The following is a 19,951-nucleotide window of genomic DNA, read 5'->3' as shown; positions in this document are numbered from 1 at the left end:
AACAAAAAAAGGTGACAAAATTTACAAGTCGCAGGAGCGCGCTTCGTATTCAAGTGCTTGATATTAACTTAAGTAAAAAAATACTCTCATAAATAGAAACAGTTATTAACTGAATTTATGAACTACAAGGATGATGTAGTATGGCTGTAAGTACTAATATATTGTAATTTTTCTGAAATTAATACGATTTTAAATAAAAAATCTTTGCCGAAAATTCTATGAACATATTTTAATTAAAACTTAAGATTCTTTAAATGCGGTCTGCTATAAGGCAATTGCGCTTATTGTAGAAAGTGACGGATACCAGCTGTTGTTAATCATCATCATGGAACTTCTTCCTATGACCTTGTTTACAAACTTTCTTCGCTCTCTACTTCTGTCGATTATTTTTAGTTTCTTTGCTCCAATATTATTTTTCGGTGCGGGATTGCTAATTTTGTCCCTTGCAAGCTTGCTTCCGGGCTTAGAAGGTCTGACTACAATAATCGCGACTCAAATATCTCAATTCCTAGCTACTTTTGGTAACGGTATGCCAATGGAAGGGTTATTTGTGATTTGCTTAACCTGTAGCTTCGTCGGGGCGCTTTTTGACACTTATGTATACTACCGATGTCAAATCTTACGGTTAGATTCTTAAGCAACACATTGTATATTGTGAGAGAGGTTATGAAACTTATTGGAGCCGATCTCAAATTTGGAACAGTGTAATTTTCAAGTTGATGAAAAATTACACGTCTATTCATTACGTTCAAGAACTAAATCATGATGAATTGTCACAAATCAGTTTTACAATACTAGAAGCTTAATGATAAAAGTTTCTTTGGTCGCAAAATTATATGAGAGCAACAAACTTTTTTGAGAAAACTAAAATATATTTACATACATAAAAATTTATTAAGATTAGCTAACGTTTTTGCATCTGCTTGGTTTTTTTAACAGTGGATGCTTTACGCATTTGTAAATTAAAGTTAATGTTTTAAATCAATATAAGTAATCTAATGGTTCGATACTGCTCATGGTTTGGCCTTTTAAATCAAAGTTTCGCAAGCAAATTGCCAAAATAGAAGTGACTGGGGCAATAGCAGGTAGCACTCGCAAAAGAGTTCTGGAAGCCCTAAAAACTGTAGAAGAGAAGAAATTTCCAGCTCTACTATTAAGAATTGACAGCCCTGGTGGTACGGTAGGAGATTCTCAAGAAATCTACAGCGCCCTAAAGCGTTTGCGCGAAAAGATGAAGATTATTGCTAGTTTTGGCAATATATCTGCTTCTGGGGGTGTTTATATCGGCATGGGAGCGGAACATATTATGGCTAATCCCGGAACGATTACAGGAAGTATCGGCGTAATTTTGCGCGGAAACAATTTGCAACGCCTATTAGATAAAATTGGTGTTTCTTTTAAGGTAATAAAATCCGGTCCCTATAAAGATATTTTGTCTTTTGATAGAGAACTGACTGAGAGCGAACAAACCATTCTGCAAGAATTGATCGATACAAGTTATCAACAATTTGTGCAAACAGTGGCAGAGGGACGTAATTTAACACCGGAAAAAGTCAAAACCTTCGCTGACGGTAGAATTTTCACCGGAGAGCAAGCTTTAGAATTAGGAGTGGTAGACAAGCTCGGAACAGAAGAAGATGCTCGTCGCTGGGCTGCCGAGTTGGTAAATCTAGATCCAGAAAAAACTGAGGTTTATACCCTCGAAGAACCCAAACCCTGGTATAGCAAAATTTTACCTGGTAACAAACTTAAAACTCGCGGTCTTGCATCTCAAATTGATTGGGTGGAATTTGAATTATCGACCAGTGGTTTACCCCTATGGCTGTATCGCCCGTAAAAATTATTCCCACAACTGGAGCTATGAAGTAACGCAAAGCCAAAAAACAGTGATTTGTATGTTGGTCAATTGTCCTTTACCCAAAGCTGGTGAATAATGACTAATGACCAATATTAAATTTAGGAGGATTTTTACGTGGAGAAAGGGCGAATGCAGGCAATTCGGGGAGCGACAACTGTTTCAGAGAATACAGTTGAAGCGATGCAAGAAGCGGTAATGGAAATACTCGACGAACTTGAAGAACGCAATCAACTGCACCCAACAGATATGATTAGCGTCACCTTTTCGGTTACACCCGATTTAGATGCTATTTTCCCCGCAGCGGTAGCTCGTCATCGTCCCCATTGGAATAATGTGCCAATGATAGACGTACAGCAAATGTACGTTCGGGGAAGCTTAGAAAAGTGCATCCGGATTTTAATCCATGCTTATATGAAATCTTCTACTAGCATAAGCCATATTTATTTACGTAACGCGTCTAAACTTCGTCCTGACTGGAATTCACCCCAGCCGTTACAAGCATCACAGTCAACAATAGAATCAAAAGTGTAGAATAAACGCAATTCTATGTGAAAATACTTAAAAAACTATGAAGTTTGACAGTTATGACACAACTCAATCTACAGCTATGGCTGGAAGAGTTTTCACCGATAAAGGTACCGGAGTTCGGATAAAATCGGAAGATTTTATGATAATTGTCTCAAAAAGTGAAGAACCGCTCGTAGTTGAAACAGCGGAAGGGTTTTTCACCAAGATTTATAAATATGCAACAGCCTACAAAGGTTTTGTATTTTTCACCGAATCTCTAAACAGATTGCAATTCACCGCTCATACTGAAATTATACAGGCTTTAAGTATATCTAGTGACATTTAGTAATTGGTAATTGGGCATGGGGCATGGGGCATGGGCATGGGGCATGGGGCATGGAGAATTGAGAACTAAATAATTCAAATTTTTAGCTTTTCTTTTTCCTCTCCTACCCTACCTCTTTATCTTCCATTACCCATTACCCATTACCCATTACCCACTACCTATTCTTTCTTCGGGTGAAAACGAATTCCTAAAACTAGGTCATACATGAATTCAAGAAAATCTTTTTTCTTGAGCAAGCCTAATGATTGGTGGCATTCTTTTTCATCCAAAAGGGGCTTCATCAACCGGTATGTAGGTTGATAGTTGTACCAAGCGATAGAAGGCCATAAATGATGAATCAAATGATAATTCTGACCCAAAATTAAGATATTCAGAATCGGACTGGCGTAAACTCTAGCATTTTTCCAGCGATTGCGTTCTACAAATGGACGATGGGGCAAATAGTCGAAAAATAAGCCTAATGCCAAACCAACGATACCCGAGGGTACAAACCAAAAATTAAGAATGTAGCTTAGAAAATTGAATTTGATCGAAACAATAACAATAGCTATGACTATAAGGCGACTTATCAGCCATTCAAAAAGTTCATTGTTGCGCCATAAACGACGTTTGAAGAAAAATATCTCATGGTAGAAAAAGCGAACCGCAATCAACCATAAAGGACCACCTGTAGAAACGTAATGGTCTGGATCTTTTTCTGGATCGTTTACATTTCCATGATGTTGTAAATGCACTCGCGTAAATACTGGAAATGCGAAAACAAGCATCAAGGCACTAACATGTCCCATCAGAGCGTTAATTGTCCGATTGCTATGAGCAGACTGGTGGCAAGCATCGTGAATTACCGTACCAGAGATATGCAAAGCAAGGATATTCATACAAAAGCATATCCATTGCGGCCATTGCCAAACCCAATAACCAAGTACAGATATAATTACAATTCCAATAGCCGCTAAAAACATTAGCAGAGTCGGATTGAAACCACCGGGTGGGGACAAAAGTTCCTTGGGGGGAAGTGTCAGTGGCGATTGTGCCTCCGACATCAGCATTGTCAACTCCTTATTTTCCAAATATTTGCGAGTATACGACACAGACTGACGAATAATAAAGTTTTGTGTACCAACATTTATTTACATTTTTACATTTATCGTACATCAGTCAACAGTTACCAGTTACCAGTTACCAGTTACTAGTTACCAGTCATCAGCCAGCAGTGAAGATTTATAAGTAATAAAAATTTCAAGGTGGGTAGGTATTAATATAAAATTTTTAATGCTTAAGAAATTAATTTATTTGGAATGCGTTTCTAGCCACAGACAAAAGTTTCAGTTTCATCTACGATTATTCCCTAGCTAGAAGCGCTATACAGCAGCCCCCTATGGAACTAAGAGATTCAATACGCCGGACAAAAATTGTTGCTACGATTGGACCTGCTACCAGCAGCCCTGAAGTCCTTAAGGCTCTCATTGAAGCAGGTGCAACAACGCTGCGGCTTAATTTCTCTCACGGAACTCATGCCGACCATCAGCGTAATATCAGGTCGATTCGGCAGACAGCATTTGAATTAAACAAGCCAGTGGCGATTCTGCAAGATTTGCAGGGTCCAAAAATTCGTTTGGGTAAGTTTGAAAACGGGTCGATAGTTGTTGCTAAAGGCGACCGTTTCACTTTGACCAATCGTCAAGTCGTTGGTACTCAGGAAATTAGCTGCATTACCTACGAGCGTTTAGCACAAGAAGTACCCGTTGGTGCGAATATTCTTCTTGATGATGGACGAGTAGAAATGCAGGTTGTGGAGGTAAACAAAGAAAAAGGTGATTTGCATTGCATTGTAACGGTTGAAGGCAAGCTGTCTAATAATAAAGGTGTGAATTTTCCTGGTGTTTATTTGTCAATTAAGGCATTAACTGATAAAGACCGCGAGGATTTAGTTTTTGGTTTAGACCAAGGTGTAGATTGGGTTGCACTTTCTTTTGTTCGCAATCCCCAAGATGTTATGGAAATTAAGGAATTGATTTCCAACGCAGGAAAACAAGTACCAGTAATTGCCAAAATAGAGAAGCACGAAGCCATTGAACAAATGGAAGCGGTTCTGGCTTTATGTGATGGCGTGATGGTAGCGAGAGGGGACTTGGGTGTGGAACTTCCAGCAGAAGATGTTCCCGTGCTGCAAAAACGTCTAATTGCGACTGCAAACCGTTTGGGTATTCCGATTATTACCGCTACCCAAATGCTAGACAGTATGGTTAGCAATCCTCGTCCGACGCGAGCAGAGGTATCGGACGTAGCTAACGCAATACTAGATGGTACGGATGCCGTAATGCTTTCTAACGAAACTGCTGTGGGTAAATACCCGGTGGAAGCAGTCGCAACTATGGCTAGGATTGCCGAACGCATTGAGAAAGAAGATGCTCAAAGTAAAAATACCAATCAGCTGCCAGATCCAAGACGTTCGATTCCTAATGCTATTTCTCAAGCAGTAGGTCAAATTTCTAAGCAACTTAAAGCTGCTGCAATTATGACACTTACTCAAAGTGGCGCAACAGCTCGGAATGTTTCTAAATTCCGTCCTCGTACTCCAATTCTGGCGGTTACACCCCATGTAAACGTAGCCAGACAACTGCAATTGGTATGGGGAGTTAAACCATTATTAGTTTTAGAACTACCTTCAACCGGTCAAACTTTTCAAGCGGCTATTAATGTCGCTCAAGAAAAAAACTTATTGCACGAAGGTGATTTAGTTGTGATGAGTGCGGGGACTCTTCAAGGAGTTTCTGGTTCTACTGACTTGGTTAAAGTTGAAATAGTAACTGCGGTACTTGGTCAAGGTGTAGGATTGGGACAAGGTTCTGTGACGGGACGCGCGCGAGTCGCTTCGAGTGGTATGGAATTAAATAATTTCAATCCTGGAGAGATTTTGGTAGCGCCGCGTACAAATGCAGATTTTGTCGAAGCAATTCGTAAATCCAGTGGCATCATTACTGAGGAAGAAAGTCTTACTTCTCATGCCGCTGTAATTGGCTTACGTTTAGGAGTTCCTGTAATTGTAGGTGTTAAAAATGCAACTCAAGCGATTAGGGATGGAGCTATTTTAACTATGGATATACAGCGGGGTGTAGTTTACTCCGGAGCAGTGGGAACTGCTTAAATATAGCTAATTGATAGTTGTTAAAAGTTAGGAGTTAGGAGTTAGGAATTTTACAACTAACAACTAACAACTAACAACTAACAACTAACAAGTTTTTTCAATATTTACACCGGATTACTAGATTCATCAGCACCATGAATCGTCTTATTCTTCTTAATCGCTTGCCGACCATACATTAACAGTCCAGCGAATTTACCATACGCTACTTTAGGTCGGAAAAAAGTTAACACCAGAGCGTTAATCAAAAGTCTAAGTAATCTAATAATAAAAATTAAATTATTGGTATATTTTTCAAGAGTTAGTAAATAACTGTAGGTACTATGCTTTGTTTTTTTGAAAATATATCTGTTTGTGATTGATGAAGGCTGATGAAGAACGCCAAAATCTTTAGTTACAGCAATTAAATATCCTTGATTGGCATACCGCCTACAAAAATCAAAATCTTCGTAATAGAGAAAGTAAGCATCGTCAAATTGCGGACAATCAGAAAAATTCTTCAGATTAATAATTAAACTACAGCCAGAAACCCAATCGCAAATCACATAATCGACATTTGTATCTGTGAGTAAATCTGGTGTTGATATTGAGCCGCTTTTAGATAAAAAGCTACCGCCTGCAAACCAAATCTTTTCGGAAGGCGTATGAATTATAGTGCCGAGAATAGAAACTTCTGGATGCGAATAGAAAAAATACTTTACCCTTTCTAAAGAAATTGTATCGAAATAAGCATCTGGATTAATTATCCAAACGGTAGCATTACTGTCTATATTGTAAATCCACTGAAGTCCAAAATTACAAGCACAACCAAATCCTAAATTATCTCGACTATTCAAAATATGGACTGATTTACTGCTAAGTTCTTCTATAGAATAGTCTTCCGGAGAGTTGTTAACTATAACTATTTTATATTCAGCATCTATGCTTGCTGGAATAGAACTTATCAGCTTAGTAACAAGACTCGTAGAGTAATAATTAACTATTAAGAAATAAATCACTGAAGAATCGGGCAAACCTATCTAAATTTGATAGAAAACAAAAAGTTTTCTAATTAGTTAGATAACGACTTCAAGGTTTGACTATTTTTTCAGCTATGCAATAACAGGCTAGTTCGTACTAACCCATTTGTTCAAATATATTTTATTAATACCGATTTATTGTTAATTTGTAAATTTATCAGACGCTATTTAAACTGTCATACAAATAAATATCATGAAAAATAAATTACTTTAGTCGTAAAAAATACAGTTTTTCAGTAAAAAAAAATTAAGTAAGTTCAATTTGACAATCGTCGCCAATCATAAATCGTAAGGCTTTTGGACGACGAGGTTCCAGTGTAACTTGCGCTCTTTGCCCAATTAAACTATCTATAATTCGTTGCTGAATTCCCGATATTTTTGCGCCTTCTAAAACTACACTATGTTCTAATTCTGTATCTACTAAAGTTGATTTATCGGCAATACTACTATAGGGACCGATAAAACAATTTTCTAAATGACAATTTTCTCCAATCACTACTGGACCGCGGATTGTGCAATTAATCACTTTAGAACCATTGCCAATTTTAACTCTACCGATGACTTGGCTGCGAGCATCAACTTCGCCATAAATTAATGTTTGCAAGCTAGTATCAAGAATTAAGCGATTTGCTTCTAATAAATCATCTTTTTTCCCCGTATCCAACCACCATCCCTCAAGTCTACAAGCTGATACTTGCTTGTTTTGACTGATTAAATATTGAATAGCATCAGTAATTTCCAATTCATTTCTTGCAGATGGTTTAATGCAAGCAATGGCTTCGTGAATAATCTTTGAAAAGAAATATACTCCTACCAAAGCTAAATTTGAAGGTGGAACTTTTGGCTTTTCGATTAATTCTAAAACTGTACCGTTTTCGTCAACTTTAGCGACTCCAAATGCACTGGGATTATCAACAGTACGCAACAATATCAGCGCATCATGATGTTGCTGCTGAAATTTTTTCAGAAAGTAACTCAAGTCACCTTGCTGAATTAAATTATCACCCAAGTACATTACAAAAGGTGAATTTTCTAAAAAAGGTCGAGCTACTTTAACGGCATGAGCTAGTCCTGCGGGCTGCTCTTGTAAAATGTAGGTTATGGTGGCCCCGAATTTTTCTCCATTCCCGGTTTTGGCTTTGACTTCTTCTCCAGTTTCAGGAGAAACGACAATACCGATATCAGTTATACCGGCTGTTACCATTTCTTCAATGCCGTACCACAAAATTGGTTTGTTTGCTACAGGTACCAGTTGTTTTGCTCCAGTGTAGGTAAGGGGGCGTAATCGCGTACCTTTACCACCAGAAAGAATTAGTGCTTTCATATATTTTGGGGATAGGGTTGGGGATTGCTAGTCGCATCAGCAAAAGCCGATTATCTGTATTTCAATTTTTCGATTAATTACCGATTTAGCTGCTGGAATTCTTGAAGCATTTTTCTCAGGCTTTGTCGCCAATGAGGCGGATGGGATTCCATAAGGGCTGAGATTTTGGCACAGTTAAGAACTGAGTAGTTAGGGCGTGTGGCGGGGGTTGGATATTCTGAGGTAGCAATAGGGATAACCCGCTCTACTTTTAAAGGAAAGCCTAGAGTTTTTGCTTCTTCAAAAATGGCAACAGCAAAGTCATACCAACTAGCTACGCCGCTGCTGGTATAGTGATAAATGCCATTTTCTAGTTGATTTTTGGAAATTAGTGCGGTTATAGCTTCGGCAATATCTTTTGCCCAGGTAGGACTACCTATTTGATCGCAAACTATTTTAAGTTCTGACTTTTGTGCCCCCAACCGCAGCATAGTTTTGACAAAGTTGCTTTTACCTCCACAGCCATACACCCAAGCTGTTCGCAAAATTAAGTAGTCGCTACAAGTTGAACGAATAGCTTGTTCTGCTAGTAATTTAGTTTTACCGTAAATGCTTAAAGGGTTGGTAGCATCATCTTCCTGATAAGGACAATTATTTTTACCATCAAAAACATAATCGGTAGAAAGATGAATCAGTAAAGCCCCCGATTGCTGAGCTTGTTGAGCCATAAGTTGAGGAGCTATAGCGTTAATTGTGTTTGCTAACTCGGGTTCGCTTTCGGCTTTATCTACAGCAGTATAGGCAGCAGCGTTAATAATGATTTGCGGCTGATTTTGCTCGATTAGTTTTTCAAAGGTTTGGGGTTGAGTAAGTTCTGCCTCCCGACGAGCTACAGCTATTACATTGCCGTAAGGTTGAAGAGTCTTTTGTAATTGGGTACCTATTTGACCGTTACAGCCAATTAGCAAAATTGATTTACTCATTATATTGACAATGATTCATCTAGATGATGAAAGACTTTCTACATTTATAACTCTACTAACTAGCCAATAAACTTTTTTATGTAGAAAAATCATTAATCAAGAACCGATCGCTTTTCAAGTTTAAAAGCGGAAAGCTAAATAATTCATCGAATTAAACTAGATATAGCATTAGTATTTTTAATCTTTTATGGGCAGATTGATTTCAGTGATATTACTGTTTTATCATCTATTTTGATGAAAATATTACTTTAATATATGTTTAAAATAATGATTTTGGCAGAATTTTCACATACACGTAATCGTAATACTACCTGAAATTTATTCTGCACTGCAGTACATCTACTTTAGAAATAATAATAAGTATCTGTTTTGTAAAAATAGACTACATATATTCAGTCTCTAGTTGATTTATAAAACCAACTTATATATAGTATAGGAAATAAAACATTTAATCGCTATTTTTTTAATTATGCTAATAAAAATTACTTATAGTAAAACAACTGCGACAACATGATAAATCTTTGGGTAAAGTATTTAGGTATTAATAAATATTTTTGCCAAAAAATATATCGATTGATACAAAAATAAGCCTACATACCATTAATCAAAATTCTACGAAAAAAAAATAACTAATGTTTAAAAATACTTATATTTATGAGCAATTTTGTTTAGTATTTATTTACATTCAATAATATATTAATACTGTGAATGGCTTGAGAATAGGTTGTTTTTCAAAAAAATAACCCGCTCCCCTAGAAATACTACTTATAGCAGAAGACAAAATATGGTGTGTTAATGTTGCTATAATTCCTACTTAGATGAATCGTTAATTTTTTCTTAAAATTATAAAACATTTGGTTTTGTAATTTTTAGCCACGTGGTATAGGAACGCTGACGAAAAGCAAACGTTTGCAATGTTTTTTTGTGTTGTTCCCAATCTAACCTATGCCTGTAAATTTATTTGATGCTGATTTTTACCGCTCTGCTAATTTAGATTTGAGTGGGTTGACTGATAGCCAAGCATGGTCACATTTTAAAAATTATGGTTTAGAAAATGGTCTGCAATTTTCATCGATAGTTGATTTAGATTTTTATCGTGCTAGTAATAGCGACTTAGCTCAATTAAATAATAGGCAAGCCTACGAACATCTATCGAATGACGGTATCAGTCAAGGGCGAAGTTTTTCAGCACTTGTTGACTTGAATTTTTACCGCCAAAGCAACAGTAATTTAAGCAATCTGGGTTACGAACAACTATTTGAAGATTTAAAAAATCGGGGTATAGCAGAAGGAGATTCGTTTTCACCATTTGTCAACATTGAATATTATTTAGCGGATAATCCTGAAGTTGCTCAAAATTTTGGTAATAGCTATAAACAAGCATTTGATAATTTGGTAATCGAAGGTTTGAACAATGGCAATTCCTTCTCACCGGCTTTTGACGCACAATTTTATAAAAATGCTCATACCGATTTAGCAGCTAGCTCGTTAGATAACAAGCAGCTTTTGGAGCATTTTGCGATTAATGGCTTGAATGAAGGAAGAGCCTCAGCCCCTGGATTTGATGTTGAATACTATCTAAACAATAATTCCGAACTTCAAGGTTTGAGTTATAGCGAGGGCTACGAACACTTCATCACTCAAGGTTTAGGTGATGGACTAGCTGCGAGTGAATTTATTGAAGGTGACTATGCAGGAAACAGCCTAAATACTTCTCGTGCAATAGCTTTGGACTCTGGCGAAATCATTTTTAGAGACTCGATAGGAAGCTCTGACGGTGAAGACTTTTATAATTTGAATTTGAGTAATCCTAATAGCAATCTGGAGCTTGCAATCAACGGTAATAGTTCCGATCTAGATGTTGAGTTACTTGATAGCAGTGGCGAAATTATTGCTCGTGGAGTTAATAGCGGCAATATCGGCGAATCCTTAAACGTTAATAATCTAGAAGAAGGTTCTTACTACGTTAGAGTCTTTGAGGTTATAGAAGCAGAAGATACCAATTACAATTTGAGTCTGTCTGTAATTCCCATAGATACTGAATCCGAGACTTTAGTTTTGAATGAGTCTTCACCAATTCCAGCAACTGCACAACCTCTGGCACCAGAGCCTACACCGGTTTCTCCACCGAGCAATCCTTTGATTGATGAAGTTGTTGCATTAACAAATTCTTACCGTAGCCAATATGGTTTGCAGCCTTTAACTTTAAATACCGACTTATCAGAATCTGCACAGTTACACAGTCAGGATATGGCTGTGAATGATTTCTTCAGCCATACAGGTTCTGACGGTACGCAAGTTAGCGATCGCACTAAATCGGCAGGTTATCAGTCTTCTTATGTAGGGCAAAATATCGCCGCAGGTTACATCAGTGCCGAAGAAGTTGTGAGCGGATGGATGAATAGCCCCGGGCATCGCGAAAATATTCTCAATCCGAGCTATGAGGAAATCGGAGTTGGATATTATAACTTAGCAAATGATACGGGTACAATCAATTACAACAATTATTGGACGCAGGATTTCGGTGCTATAGTTTCAACCTGAAACTAGTATTTTCAATTAAAAATACCGAAAAATCAGAGATGTTGTATCATAATCTCTCCTTTGACTATTTGTTGGTGATTAGACATCTCTGAAAATAGAAAAACCTCTCTCTTAGGAGCAGAGGCTTCATTTTCCAGCTTCCGATGAATCTAGGAAAGGGTGCAGATGATTAGTATTCGGGTAAATTTGAAACCATACAAATGTTTTTCCCAGATAGCTATTAACCAGATAATAAATTTATAGAAACCGAAATTTTTCGATATCAAGGAAAAACGTCTATTTTTCTCAAGGGTTTACCTATTGCATCCTTTGGAGAAAGAATCGGCTCAGTATTTATTTGCCAATCAATATTTAAATCGGTATCGTTCCAAAGCAGGGTACGTTCTCCTTGAGGCGCATAATAATCTGTAGTTTTATATATGACTTCGGCAACTTCAGAGAGGACTACAAAACCATGAGCAAAGCCCGGAGGTATCCATATCTGACGTTTATTTTCCGCACTAATTTCATAACCAACCCACTTACCGAAAGTAGAAGAACTTTTTCTAATATCTACGGCAACATCAAATATATTGCCAGCGATTACACGCACTAACTTACCTTGCGGCTGTATGATTTGATAATGCAAACCGCGCAATACATTTTGTTTGGAGTAAGAATGATTATCCTGAACAAAGTCAAACTTAATACCAGTTTTGGCAATCAATTTTTTTAAGTTAAAGGCTTCAAAGAAAAACCCACGTTCGTCGTGAAAAATTTGTGGTTCAACAATTAGAATATCAGGAATTTCTGCTGAAATGATTTTCATTGATTTATCATTAACTATTCCTGAATTTTTATATTACTGCCGTTTAGGGAGAAAATTTGTAACAAATAATTTTAAATGACGATAAATATAAGTTTTACCAAGTTTTGCCGAGTCTACCTCTTAAACCGTCAAAAGTCCCGAATGTACAAGCCCAGACTTTGAGTAAGACTAAATTGGGTTCGTAACGTGTAATTCTCTTTATCATATTTATCATAAATTTGAATCGATGGATGATACAAAAGTATAACATCCGCTTATTTGATTGACGAGTTTCAAAATAAGTATGATTTCGACAAGCATAGTAATAACGAGATGGAGAACAAGTGAAAGTTACGATTTCATTATGTTTTTTAGAGCGCCTATCTTTTACTTTAGAATAATTTCCAAGGCGATGTTGAAGGGCTGTATTTTTTACTACGATAATTTCATAATTGAATTGTCTAAATTTTTTGCAATAAGCATAGTCTACTGCATCAAGAAAAAAATTATTTTGAGGAAGTCCAACAGATTTTGCCGCATTCAAATTAACAAGAGAGCCTGAAGTGATTACACCATCACAAGAATAATAATCTTCTGCTTCTAAATATCCTGGTTTTGGTACAAATTTATAATCTTGAAAAATATGTCCGGGAAATTCTTGTGAAGTATTAATATCAAGTATTCTTGGTGAAATTATGCCTACATGATGGTTTTTTGCAGATAATTCTTGATATTTTGCTAACAAAATTTCTAAACTATCAGTTAAAGGTTGGCTGTCTTGATCGAAAAGCCATAAAAAATCATACCCTTGTTCTATAGCCCATTTTAGAGATATATTTAAACCTCCATCAACTCCGACATTTTCGGGATGAGAATCAATGATAATGTTTTGATATTGTGTCGGTGAGATAATTGGTTCGGTGGAATTATCAACAATAAATATTTCCGATATAGGATAAGACTGTTTTTGGATAGAGGTAATAGTGTTTTCAAGTGCTTCGCTGTCTTGATAAGCAGTTATGTAAGCTGCTACTTTATAGGTTTTTTTTATTAGCATGATATGTATTGTTGCTAAATATATTTGGGCAGAAAATCTCTATATACTTAAAAAGTATCTGCCGTAAACTTCAACTTTCTGAGAATCCAAATTTTTTTTTAATTCTCAGCCATTGAGTTCTAAGTTTCCAAAACTTACTTGATTTCATGGCTGCAATTTGAGTATAAGCAAACTGAAGCTCTTCTAATAATTTTTGAGTATTATCTTCCTTTAGATGATATTTTTGTGAATATAATTCTTGTTGAGAAAAACCGAATATCATCTCAGATGTCTGATATTTTTGAGCGATATCAGAAAATTTTTGACAAAAATATTTCGCAAGGTTAAGTGCGTACTTATTAGTAGTATTAATCATCGAAGTGGAATGAACTCTGTAGGCACTCAGAACTTCAGGAACAAACTTACACAAATAATTAGACTGAGCTAGTTTTAACCAAACATCATAATCATCCCAGCCAAACCAGCCATATTCAATTAAATCTGTAGAATATCCACCTACTTTAAGTAACATATCTTTGTTAAACATAGCCATAGCGTCAATGTATGGCTGTTTAATTAATTTAGTGACATCCCATTCATCGCAAGAAAGTTTATTTAGTTCTTTTCTACTGTGATTATCAAATTTGATAATTTCAGCATAAACAGCAGCATACTGAGAGTTATTGATATTTTGGTAAAGAATTTCTAAACAGTTAGGATAAATCCAATTATCAGCGTCTAAAATAAATATATAAGGAGAACGAGCGATATTTAAGCCAATATTTCTAGCATCAGCTAAGCCTGTATTAAACCACTTTTTTACTAAAGATATAGGTAAATTAGAGTTTTCTAAATATTCTTCAACAAGAGTTGCTGAATTATCAACAGAACAATCGTCAATAACTAGAATTTCTATATTTCCTGGTAAATGAGAAATATCAGATTGCGATACGCTATTTAAACATTCATGAATGTACTGAGAATAGTTAAATAACGTGATAATGATAGTGATACAAGGATTTTGACAATTTTCATATGCTTGATTTGAAATTATTTGCCAAGGTTTGTATCCTTTACTTTTACAAATATTAGCAGCCTGCAAACGCGATATAACTAATAATCTTTTTTCTTCTAAGTTAAAATCTGTGTTTTTTATTCGCAGCGGTTGAGTAATTTCTAATTGCTGATGACATCCAGTTTGCGGAAAATATTTTTGTTCTAATTGTTGGTAATTGGTTAAAATTTGAGAATGACGAATATTTAGTTGTTCTTGGTTTACGGTTAACTGATATTTTTTGGTGTGGATAGTCACGTTCAAAAACTCTTAATTATAAGGCTACATTACATTCATCATTTGATTTTCAAACCTAGGGAATGCTTGAAATTTAACCAAGCTGTACGCAACTTCCAAAATTTACTGGTTTCCATGGCTTTAATAATTTGTTGGCAGTGTTCCCATCCTGCATGTGCTTCTTGCAACTTAAGCTGATTGTCTTGCCAATATTGCTGTACTTGCTGTAGCTGATTTTCTTGTTGCTCTAAATGCGTTTGCGCTTGTTGAAATTGATTTTGTGATTCTTCTAGTTCCCTTTGAGTTTCTTGAAGTTGATTTTTTACTCCTTGATATTGAAGTTGAGTTTGCTGTAACTTATTTTGTTCTTCTTGTAATTTTGCTTGACTCTGCTTTAACTTTGTTAAATTTTGTTCAAACTCTGTATTTCTAACTTGAAGTTGTAATTTTGATTGCTGTAAGTCTGTTTGTAGATTATCCAACTGGGTATGATAGTTATTTAATTCTTCTGTAACTTCAAGATACTGTTTATATAGTTTGGAATATTTATTTTCTAAAGAAATAGGATATCCTCGAATCACAAATTGTAATGTATCAGCATCTTCATCTCGTTCAATTTCATTAGTAATATTAGGATCAAAATTATTTTTTTCGATAATTGGAATTAGATCGGAGTTAGCATAAATAGGTAATTTAGTTGGCTCTATTACATCTACTAAATAACCTGAATCTTCAAATAGTTGCGCGACGGTTTTGCGAGTAAAAAACCTGAGATGAGTATTATCAAGAATTCCCAGTGCTTTATATTCAAAATTTCCCTCTAACAAAGCCAGTCTTATGGCACCATGAGCAATATTTGGTATAGAAGCAATCACGAAACCTTCAGGTTTGAGTAACTTGCGAGTTTCTTCTAAAAGCTTCCAAGGATTGCGGAGATGTTCTAAAATATCGCCAAATACTGCCACATCAAATTTTTCGGAAGCTATTTTATCCGATAGAATTTCATCTAAAGAAACAAAATCTAAATCGGCAACAATTACTTCCTCACAGTAATTTTGAGCAACTTTCGCAGCCTTAGAATTTATTTCTACTCCGACAACTTCGCAACCTCGGTTGTTAAGCAAGCGAGCAAAATAACCGGTAGCGCAGCCAAAGTCAACAACGCGCTTTTGCTTTCCTATCAAGCGCAGCATTTTCTTTAAGCTACTGTTTTCATCTAAATCTTTTTCTAAAAAATTTTCTAATGCAGGATAATCCTTTTCCCAATCAGCATTCATCATATTATGCTCTTGTTGGTAAATTTTTCTGCGATACTTTGACGCTTATTGGTGTATCTACTAAAGCATGAATTCTTTTTCCCGTATCTGGTGGTAATACTTGAAAAACGATAGCATTATCAATCCAATCGAATGTCATTGCTGTATAGTTTTCTGCACCAGCTACCGTTAAACTATAAGAACTAGGGCGTAATGGTAATTTGAATAAAAACTCAATTTGTAAATTAGTCCCCGCTGCTAATTTATCAATAGGTTGATTTTCTTCAATAGTATTGCTACCAATCAGTTCATTGCCGTTTTTATCGCAAGCGAAAAAACCCACAATACAACCCTGCAACTCTTGATAAACTCTTACTTCAACAAGCAACCTTACCTGCTCGTTAAACCCAAAAACTGGATTTGCCTCGGCTTCTTCCCCGCATTGATGAAATAACCGGATATTTTCAATTAATGCTTTACGATTTCCTCTTCGAGTTTGTGCTAATTTTATTTCAGAAGTGGTTTCCCCTGTAGGTTCTAAAACAGCATCTTGTTGATAATCATTTGCTGGATTAACTAACGCCAATTCACTTTCTGTAACCAATTTCATGTATTGAATAATTACATTATTAGGTGTATCAGAAGCATGAATCTTACCGCTGTCAATCATGATTGCTGAATTACATAATGTTTTAATTGCACCAGAATCGTGAGATACAAACAAAGTAGTTACCCCACTATCCATTAAGCTTCGCATTCGTCGCATACAGCGATGTTGAAAAACAATATCTCCAACAGCTAAAGCTTCATCTACGATTAAAATTTCTGGCTCAACGTTCACAGCTACTGCAAAAGCTAGACGAACAAACATGCCGCTAGAATAAGTTTTTACAGGCTGCTTAATAAAATCTCCGATATCAGCAAAAGCGGCGATTTCATCAAATTTATTTTCAATTTCTTGTTGACTTAATCCCAACAATCTTGCATTGAAAAAAACATTTTGTTTTCCCGTAAACTCCGGATTAAAACCACTTCCAAGTTCTAACAGAGCCGAAACTCTACCCCTGACAACTACCTCCCCCGTGGTTGGTGTTAAAGTACCTGCAATAATTTGTAGCAGCGTACTTTTACCGGAACCATTTCTGCCAACAATGCCTACTGTTTGTCCTTTTTTTATTTCTAAATCAACATCTCGTATTGCCCAAAATTGCGAGGTTTTGTTTTTACCTGGGAATAAAATTTCCTGCAATTTATCAACTGGATGAGCATATCTCTGAAAGCATTTCGAGACATTTCTCAAAGCGATGGCTATGTCTTCACTCATGATGAAGGCTGCTAAATATCAACCGGTATGATGCTCTATCGCCCTGTTTGAAGCTGTATACAATACTGCCCTACAAGCAGTTTTTTTATTATTCCAGTTGATTGTAAAGAGTTTTATTTTGTTTGAGTTGCCAATTTGCCGAATTGTATTTGCACTAAAAATCTTGGCTATAAATTCAGTACATTTGAACGAACTTCCTTCGTAAGGAAGAAGGAAATATCACTTCTTCTTTTAATAAACATAGGTTAAATTCCCTATTGCAATTCCAGCCTTCCTGCTTATGATTAAACAAAACGCGATAAAACTTCTACCGTAGCTTTCCCGGTTTTCTCCCAACTAAACTCTTTAGCTCTTTCTATTCCTAGGTTAGATAAACTATTTCGTAACTGCTCGTCGGTAGCTATTAACTGCATTGCTTCAGTAAGTTCACCCGTATGATAGGGATTAACTAAAATTGCAGCATCTCCAGCAACTTCTGGTAAAGATGAAATATTGGAAGTAATTACCGGAGTGCCGCAAGCCATTGCTTCCAATACCGGAAATCCAAAACCTTCCCACAAACTTGGAAATACTAAGGCTACAGCTTGATTAATAATTTTCGGTAATTCGCTATAAGGTACGTAATTGAGAAATTTAACTCGTTCGGTAATACCTAATTCTTGTATTTGTGTTTTTAATAAAGGTGTATAGCGTTTATCCTCGGAGCCTGCAAACCATAATTGATATTCATGGCTGATTGGTAACGCTGCAAATGCTGAAATTATGCGCTGTAAATTTTTATAGGGATCTTGTCTTCCCAAATAAAGAAAATAAGGATTATCTTGCTGAATATTATTATTAGCTAAAGGTCGAAAATGTTGAGTATCGTGTGCTAAAAGAATTGGAGTAATCTTACTTTTAGGAGCTTGATAAAAATGATGAATATCTTTGGCTGTAGCTTCAGAATTGCAGATAATATGTTCTGCTTTTCTGAGTATTCGAGGAACGTAATAACGATGATAATATGTTAGAGGCGAACGTTTTTTTGGAAAACGTAAAGGAATTGCATCGTGAAAAGTAACGACGTAGCGGCATTTGGAATTAATCGGCGCTTCAGGAATTGGTGAAAATAATAAATTTGATTTTAACTGTTGATAAATTTTCGGTAGTTGAAACTGCGTCCATATTAAACGATTTAAATGTCCTTTTGTACCTTGTGCGGGAGTCAGATTATTAGGTATCTCATAACAATCAAAATCAGGATATCTTTGAGAAGTTAAAAGAGTCGGTTGAAGAAATTTTAAGTAAGGAAAAAGGTTTTGGGCATAGTTGCTTATGCCTGTAGGTTGAGAAAATATGATAGATAAATTGATAATTAAATTGCTACTAAGGGAAGTATCTAAATTCATTACATAATACTTCTATAAGCTTTCAAAGTTTCTGCCGCAGTTCTTTCCCAGGAAAACATTTTAGCTCTTTTCTTACCTTTCTCAACAAATTCTTGACGCAACTGAGAATCGCTAATTAATTTTAAAATAGCTTCAGCAAGCTGCATCGGCTCATCGGGATTAATTAATAAAGCTGCATCTCCAGCAACCTCCGGTAATGATGAATTATTAGAAGTTACCACCGGAGTACCCAAAGTCATTGCTTCGAGTACGGGCAAACCAAATCCTTCATAGTGAGAAGGATAAACAAATGCATCTGCTTTTGCATAAAATAGAGCTACCATTGCATCTGATAAATAATCAAGATGATAAATTTGGCTTTGCCAAGGAGATTGTTCAATGGCAGAAAATATTGGTTCATAATGCCATCCTTTTCGACCAATCATCACCAAATTATGGGGAATTTTATGCTTTTCTTTTAAGTAATTAAAAGCTGAAATTATTGCCTTAATATTTTTTCTCGGTTCTATAGTACTAACAAACAGCAAATAAGGCTGAGAAAAATCGTACTTAATTTGCTTGCTTAACTCCTCTACTCTCTCATCGGTCAGATAATTATTATGATAACGACTAGCTAAAGGTGTAACAACAACTTTTTTTTCATCTACCTGCAAGTATTTAATAATATCTTGTTTGGAACTTTCAGAAATCGTTAATACTAAATCAGTCCACTGCAAACACTGCTTTACTTTTTCCGTATATGTTTCCACAACAGAATTAGTAAACTGAGGATATTTAATAAAAGTCAGGTCGTACAAATTCATTACCTTACGACTTTTATGGCAAGGATAAACCGAGTAATTTGTACCGTGGACTATATTAGGATAGCCAAAAAACTTTTCAAAATACGATATAACTGGATTGATATTATTAGAAATTAGCAGATTAGAAACTCTAACCGGCATCGGAAATAAACGCAAATTAGGATGCTTCTGCAAACAATCGGGAAAGCTCCAATCTCCCCGCAACCACTTTTTTAAACCGGGCTGAAAAGCTATTCCCAATTGGAAATCATCCTGTGCTTGCAATCGTTGTAAAGCCGAGATTAAATTAGCAACATAAAAGCCAACTCCACTTGGTTTAGGAGCAATTGGAGTGGCATCAATGACAACTTGTAACATATTA

17 protein-coding genes are annotated in these 19,951 nt (G+C 35.9%); 6 read left to right on the top strand and 11 right to left on the bottom strand.

The window, feature by feature from the left end:
- The first annotated feature begins 340 nt into the window (after positions 1-340).
- The 4 genes from RIV7116_RS35345 to RIV7116_RS28725 all read left to right on the top strand — a co-directional run bounded on the left by RIV7116_RS35345 (position 341) and on the right by RIV7116_RS28725 (position 2,711).
- Positions 341-637, top strand: coding sequence for a hypothetical protein (locus tag RIV7116_RS35345; RefSeq protein ID WP_083894159.1), 297 nt, complete (start codon positions 341-343; stop codon positions 635-637).
- Between the two features lie 378 nt (positions 638-1,015).
- Positions 1,016-1,837, top strand: coding sequence for a signal peptide peptidase SppA (sppA, locus tag RIV7116_RS28735; RefSeq protein ID WP_015121843.1), 822 nt, complete (start codon positions 1,016-1,018; stop codon positions 1,835-1,837).
- 150 nt (positions 1,838-1,987) lie between these two features.
- The gene (aroH, locus tag RIV7116_RS28730) at positions 1,988-2,389 is read left to right on the top strand and encodes a chorismate mutase (protein WP_015121842.1); all 402 of its coding nucleotides are present in this window, start codon (positions 1,988-1,990) and stop codon (positions 2,387-2,389) included.
- A 37-nt stretch (positions 2,390-2,426) separates the two neighbouring features.
- The gene (locus RIV7116_RS28725; RefSeq protein ID WP_015121841.1) at positions 2,427-2,711 is read left to right on the top strand and encodes a hypothetical protein; all 285 of its coding nucleotides are present in this window, start codon (positions 2,427-2,429) and stop codon (positions 2,709-2,711) included.
- A 158-nt stretch (positions 2,712-2,869) separates the two neighbouring features.
- Here RIV7116_RS28725 and crtR read toward each other — a convergent pair whose 3' ends face one another.
- A complete protein-coding gene (crtR, locus tag RIV7116_RS28720) occupies positions 2,870-3,760 on the bottom strand; it encodes a beta-carotene hydroxylase (RefSeq protein WP_015121840.1) in 891 nt (296 codons plus the stop codon).
- 329 nt (positions 3,761-4,089) lie between these two features.
- Here crtR and pyk point away from each other — a divergent pair, with 329 nt between their 5' ends.
- Positions 4,090-5,859, top strand: coding sequence for a pyruvate kinase (pyk, locus tag RIV7116_RS28715; protein ID WP_015121839.1), 1,770 nt, complete (start codon positions 4,090-4,092; stop codon positions 5,857-5,859).
- 104 nt (positions 5,860-5,963) lie between these two features.
- On the opposite strand, the gene RIV7116_RS28710 is transcribed toward pyk, so the two are convergent.
- The 3 genes from RIV7116_RS28710 to rfbD form a co-directional block, all read right to left on the bottom strand.
- The gene (locus RIV7116_RS28710) at positions 5,964-6,854 is read right to left on the bottom strand and encodes a glycosyltransferase family 2 protein (RefSeq protein WP_015121838.1); all 891 of its coding nucleotides are present in this window, start codon (positions 6,852-6,854) and stop codon (positions 5,964-5,966) included.
- A gap of 268 nt (positions 6,855-7,122) precedes the next feature.
- Entirely contained in the window at positions 7,123-8,199 is a 1,077-nt protein-coding gene (locus RIV7116_RS28705) for a glucose-1-phosphate thymidylyltransferase (RefSeq protein ID WP_015121837.1), read from the bottom strand.
- 77 nt (positions 8,200-8,276) lie between these two features.
- Positions 8,277-9,161 carry a dTDP-4-dehydrorhamnose reductase gene (gene rfbD, locus RIV7116_RS28700; RefSeq protein ID WP_015121836.1) on the bottom strand — a complete coding sequence of 295 codons (885 nt, stop codon included), beginning with the start codon at positions 9,159-9,161 and terminating at the stop codon, positions 8,277-8,279.
- 945 nt (positions 9,162-10,106) lie between these two features.
- Here rfbD and RIV7116_RS36645 point away from each other — a divergent pair.
- A complete protein-coding gene (locus tag RIV7116_RS36645) occupies positions 10,107-11,705 on the top strand; it encodes a CAP domain-containing protein (protein WP_015121835.1) in 1,599 nt (532 codons plus the stop codon).
- Positions 11,706-11,967: 262 nt separating this feature from the next.
- On the opposite strand, the gene rfbC is transcribed toward RIV7116_RS36645, so the two are convergent.
- From rfbC to RIV7116_RS28655, 7 genes are all read right to left on the bottom strand, one after another.
- On the bottom strand, positions 11,968-12,513 hold the full coding sequence (rfbC, locus tag RIV7116_RS28685; RefSeq protein WP_015121834.1) for a dTDP-4-dehydrorhamnose 3,5-epimerase: 546 nt from the start codon (positions 12,511-12,513) through the stop codon (positions 11,968-11,970).
- A gap of 94 nt (positions 12,514-12,607) precedes the next feature.
- Entirely contained in the window at positions 12,608-13,549 is a 942-nt protein-coding gene (locus tag RIV7116_RS28680) for a glycosyltransferase family 2 protein (RefSeq protein WP_015121833.1), read from the bottom strand.
- A 70-nt stretch (positions 13,550-13,619) separates the two neighbouring features.
- Positions 13,620-14,840 (bottom strand): glycosyltransferase family A protein, encoded by a 1,221-nt coding sequence (locus RIV7116_RS28675; RefSeq protein WP_015121832.1) that lies wholly within the window; start codon positions 14,838-14,840, stop codon positions 13,620-13,622.
- 38 nt (positions 14,841-14,878) lie between these two features.
- On the bottom strand, positions 14,879-16,099 hold the full coding sequence (locus RIV7116_RS28670) for a class I SAM-dependent methyltransferase (RefSeq protein ID WP_015121831.1): 1,221 nt from the start codon (positions 16,097-16,099) through the stop codon (positions 14,879-14,881).
- A gap of 1 nt (position 16,100) precedes the next feature.
- On the bottom strand, positions 16,101-17,399 hold the full coding sequence (locus RIV7116_RS28665; RefSeq protein ID WP_015121830.1) for an ABC transporter ATP-binding protein: 1,299 nt from the start codon (positions 17,397-17,399) through the stop codon (positions 16,101-16,103).
- Positions 17,400-17,683: 284 nt separating this feature from the next.
- On the bottom strand, positions 17,684-18,787 hold the full coding sequence (locus RIV7116_RS28660) for a glycosyltransferase family 1 protein (protein WP_015121829.1): 1,104 nt from the start codon (positions 18,785-18,787) through the stop codon (positions 17,684-17,686).
- Positions 18,787-19,947 (bottom strand): glycosyltransferase family 1 protein, encoded by a 1,161-nt coding sequence (locus tag RIV7116_RS28655; protein ID WP_015121828.1) that lies wholly within the window; start codon positions 19,945-19,947, stop codon positions 18,787-18,789. The genes RIV7116_RS28660 and RIV7116_RS28655 overlap by 1 nt, the downstream gene beginning before the upstream one ends.
- Between the last annotated feature and the right edge of the window lie 4 nt (positions 19,948-19,951).

The sequence above is a fragment of the Rivularia sp. PCC 7116 genome (assembly GCF_000316665.1).
GTDB lineage: Bacteria > Cyanobacteriota > Cyanobacteriia > Cyanobacteriales > Nostocaceae > Rivularia.
The sequence above is the reverse complement of the archived record's forward strand: the minus strand, read 5'-3'. Positions and strand labels throughout refer to the sequence as shown.